5 protein-coding genes are annotated in these 4,100 nt (G+C 62.2%); 2 read left to right on the top strand and 3 right to left on the bottom strand.

Annotation, left to right across the window (positions count from 1 at the left end; translation table 11 throughout):
• Window positions 1-230: glutathione S-transferase family protein (locus AB4Z11_RS25325; RefSeq protein ID WP_442028545.1), on the top strand; the 230-nt coding region annotated here is incomplete at its 5' end.
• On the opposite strand, the gene AB4Z11_RS25320 is transcribed toward AB4Z11_RS25325, so the two are convergent.
• The 3 genes from AB4Z11_RS25320 to AB4Z11_RS25310 form a co-directional block, all read right to left on the bottom strand.
• A complete protein-coding gene (locus tag AB4Z11_RS25320) occupies window positions 231-446 on the bottom strand; it encodes a CsbD family protein (protein ID WP_442028544.1) in 216 nt (71 codons plus the stop codon).
• 68 nt (window positions 447-514) lie between these two features.
• Window positions 515-1,129, bottom strand: coding sequence for a class I SAM-dependent methyltransferase (locus tag AB4Z11_RS25315; RefSeq protein WP_442028543.1), 615 nt, complete (start codon window positions 1,127-1,129; stop codon window positions 515-517).
• A 9-nt stretch (window positions 1,130-1,138) separates the two neighbouring features.
• Window positions 1,139-3,187 (bottom strand): M13 family metallopeptidase, encoded by a 2,049-nt coding sequence (locus AB4Z11_RS25310; RefSeq protein ID WP_442028542.1) that lies wholly within the window; start codon window positions 3,185-3,187, stop codon window positions 1,139-1,141.
• A 197-nt stretch (window positions 3,188-3,384) separates the two neighbouring features.
• On the opposite strand from AB4Z11_RS25310, the gene AB4Z11_RS25305 reads away from it, so the two are divergent.
• Window positions 3,385-4,100 (top strand): HDOD domain-containing protein (locus AB4Z11_RS25305; protein ID WP_442028541.1); only part of this gene is annotated, 716 nt, incomplete at its 3' end.

Raw genomic sequence — 4,100 nt, 5'->3', positions numbered from 1 at the left:
AGCATATGGAGGGCCGCACCTGGGCGGCTGGGGAGGCATTCAGTATGGCCGACTGCGGCGCCGGTCCTTTCCTGTTCTATGCGGACTGGACGCACCGGATCGATCCGAAGTTCGCCAATGTGATTGCGTATCGGAACAGGCTGATGGCGCGCCCGTCGTTCAAACGCGCCGTGGATGAGGCGCGCCCCTACAGGCATTTCTTCCCGCTGGGCGCGCCGGATCGCGATTGATTAAGGACGACCCTGACGGTTGCCGCGCTCGATCAGGTCATCGGTTGCGTCATCGACAGCTTCGCGGGCATCGCCCACTTTCTTCTGCAGCTTGCCTTCGGCCTGCTTTGCCATGCCTTTGGCTTGCTGCTTCGAGCTACCGACCAGTTCGCCTGCCTCTTCCTGGATCTTGCCGCCCACTTCCTTGGCCTTACCCTTGATTTGGTCCTTGTTCATGATTGCTCTCCTTTAGTTAAGCTGAGAGGAAATCATACGAACCGGAATTGTTTCCATCCGTTCGGGATCTAACACTTGCGCCAAACGCTGGCCAACCATGGCTGTTGTTCGCGCGGTAGCCCTGCCGGACGGTAATAGTGATGGACGGGTTCAAAGCCTGCCGCGATGCAATAGGCTTCCCAGCTCGCGTAGTCGTAATAGCTGCCGTAACGGGGACCGTTCCAGCCTTCTTCGTTGTGCCCGCGGGGATTGGAACTGAACAGCACGCCGCGCGGTTTCAGCGCGGCCTGCAGGCGCTTCAGCACTTCCGGCAAAGCTGCGCTGGGCACGTGGAAAAGTGAAGCGTTGGCGAAAATGCCGTCGAAGTGTTCGGGCGGCAGCTGCAGGTTGACGAAATCCTGATGCCAGACCTCGCAGCCACTCCAGCGCCGCGCCATCTCGACGAAATGGGCGGCGCCATCGATGCCGATGGGCTCGTGGCCCATGGCCTTGAACGTCCGAAGATCGCGGCCGGGGCCGCAACCAAGGTCGAGGATGCGGAACGGCGCCGCTCCCTCAATCGCACCGAGCAGGGCCGACACATTCTGGCTGACATCATGATCGCGCGTGCCCTCCAAAAAGGCCTGGGCATTGCGTTCGTAGTGCTCCAGCGTGCGCCGGGTAATCTGCTCGATATCGTCCATCCCCTCAGCTTACCAGACGCGCACGCGCTGTTCAGGCGTCAGGTACAGCTTCTGGCCTGGCTTCACGTCGAAGGCCGGATACCATGCGTCGATATTACGCACGGTGTAGGTGCGCCATTTGCCTGGCGAGTGGCCGTCGGTGGCGACCTGGCGGCGCAGCGATGCTTCACGCTGCTTGCTGCGCTCGCTGGCTGCGAAGCCCTGGAAGAATTCGCGGTCGCCTTCCATGGTCGCAGGCTTGCCGCCCAGCGATGCGTGGTAAGCGTCCAGCGAAGCGGACAGGCCGGCCAGGTCAGCCAGGTTTTCGCTCAGGGTCAGCTGGCCGTTCAGGTGCAGGTCAGGGAATGCCTCGTACGCGTTGTACTGCGCCACCAATGCGCCGGCAGCTTTCTGGAAGTGCTCGCCGTCAGCCTTGGTCCACCAGTCACGCAGATGGCCCTTGGAGTCGAACTGCGCGCCCTGGTCATCGAAGCTGTGGCTGATTTCGTGGCCGATCACCGCGCCAATTGCGCCGTAGTTATGCGCGTCGGAGGCGGACATATCGAAGAACGGCGCCTGCAGGATCGCGGCCGGGAAGTTCAGCGCGTTCTGCAGCGGCATGTTCACCGCATTCACCAGGTGCGGCGGCATGCACCATTCGGTCGGATCGACTTTCTGGTGCAGCTTGGCCAGTTCCTGCTTGTAGTGGAATTCTTCCGAACGATCCAGGTTGCCGAAAGCGTCGCCCAGCTTGATGTTCAGGCCATTGTAGGAAGTCCACTTGTCCGGATAGCCCACGCCCACGTACAGGGTGCGCAGCTTCTCCTGCGCTTCCTTCCTGGTGGCTGGCGCCATCCAGTCCAGTTTGTCGATGCGCTGATGGAAGGCTTGCACGATATTGGCCACCATCTGTTGCACGCGCTTCTTCGCCTCAGGCGGGAAATACTTCTCGACATAGATCTTGCCGGTAGCGTCAGGCAGGGTGTTGTTCAGCGAAGCCAGGCCACGCTTCCAGCGCGGCGACAGCTGCTGCACGCCGGACAGGGACTTGTCGTAGAACTCGAAGCGCTGGTCGACGAAGGCTTTCGGCAGCACCGGCGCGGCGTGGTTCACGGTATGGAAGGCCAGGTAGTCTTTCCAGTCCTGCAGCGGCACGTCCTGCACCAGGGCAGCCGCACCAACAACGGCGGTCGGATGGTAGACGGTGAACTTCTTCTGCTTGTCCAGGCCGGCGGCGTGGAAGAAGGCCTTCCAGTCCATGCCCGGCGCCTTGGCGGCGAAGTCTTTATCGGACCAGACGTTGTTAGCCTTCTGGATATCCGCCGAATCTTCGCGGGTTGCGTGCGACTGGGCGATGCGCTTTTCCAGCGCGAAGATGCGGGCGGCGCGCTCTTCCGGCTCGGAGAAACCGGCCAGCTTCAGCATGGCGGCGATGTGCGCCTGATAGGCCGTGCGCAGGCGGCCCATGTGTTCGTTCTCTTCCAGGTAGTAGGCGCGGTCCGGCATGCCCAGACCACCCTGCAGGATGTACGGCATGTAGTGGTCGGAGTCGTTCAGGCCTTGCGCGATCCACACGCCGAAGATGTTTTCGGTCTGGAAATTGGTGGAATTCAGCGGATCGACGTCGGCGCGCACGGTGGATGCCAGGGCGCGGGTCAGGCCGGCCTTGTCCTTGATGGCGGCGATCTTGTCCAGCGATGGCTTCAGCACGGCGGCGCCCCTGGCTTCGATGCCCGCTTCGTCCATGAAGCTCTTGTAATAGCTGGACACGCGCAGCGCGTCACCGGACGGCGACTTGGCGCCCAGTTCGTCGATCAGCTGCGCAATGCGCTGGTTGGTGGCATCGGCCAGTGCACCGAAGGAGCTCCAGGTGCCTTTGTCGGCCGGGATTTCATTCTTGGAAAGCCAGTCGGCATTGGCGTAGGCGAAGAAGTCGTCGCCCGGCAGGACGGCTGCGGCCGGCGCGGCTTGCGGCGCAGCGGTTTGCCGCGCAATCGCCGGGGTCAGAGCCAGGGTGGCGCCGCACAGCACCAGGGTAATGGCGCTCGTGATCGGCGTCCAACGGAAGGAAACTTGCATGTTTGGTCCCTTGTAGTTTTAAAAATTGATGGCGTGGTGAGCCAGGGTGGACTGTAACGGCTCAGCCGGGAAAACGCGACAGCGATGCGACAGAATGCAGAATCCGGGGACTGGCCGCGCAAATTGTGTCCCAACCCGGATGGAATCGCTATATAGTTCACCTGAGGCAACATCCAAAATCACTCTGGGAGATATCCATGAAACTCGAAGCCCTGTTCCAGCACCCGACCGCCCTGCCAACAGCGCCCAAAGTCGTCGATGAACTGATCAGCAGCTTCGACAAGGCCAGTGTCTCGACCGAAGACATTGCCAAGAAAATCTCCACCGACCCGGTCCTGAGCGCCAAGCTGCTGCGTCTGGCCAACTCCGCCTACTACCACGTTTCGCGCAGCATCGGCACGGTGGAAGACGCGGTCCTGATGCTGGGCTTCGTGACCGTGCGTACCCTGGTCATCAGCTCCGGTCTGGTATCCGGCTTCAAGACGGTGCCGGGCCTCGACTTGCGCCAGTTCTGGCGCTACAGCCTGCGCACCGCCGTTGGCGCCAAATGGATTGCCCGCCAGACCAAACAGAACACCGACCTCGCCTTCACCATCGGCATGATGCACGCCATTGGCCAGCTGGTGATCCACGCCGCCATGCCGGAGCAGGCCATGCAGCTGGATAAGATCGCCGGTCCGATGGATTCGCGCCGCCTGGATGCCGAAATGGCTTCCTTCGGCTACAGCTTCGCCGACGTGGGCGCCGAACTGGCCCGTCGCTGGAAGTTCCCGGAAGTGTTCTCCGAGACGATCGCCGCCTTCCCGGCCCCGGAAGACAACGCCCTGGCCGCCGTGGTCCACCTGGCCGCCTGGCGCGCCCGTGTCGACCAGAACCAGCTGGGCGCCGAGGAAATTGCCGCCTGCTACCCGAC

The organism is Pseudoduganella sp. RAF53_2 (assembly GCF_052113985.1).
GTDB lineage: Bacteria > Pseudomonadota > Gammaproteobacteria > Burkholderiales > Burkholderiaceae_D > Rugamonas.
Note: the sequence above shows the minus strand (reverse complement) of the source record. Positions and strands in the feature narration are given on the sequence as shown.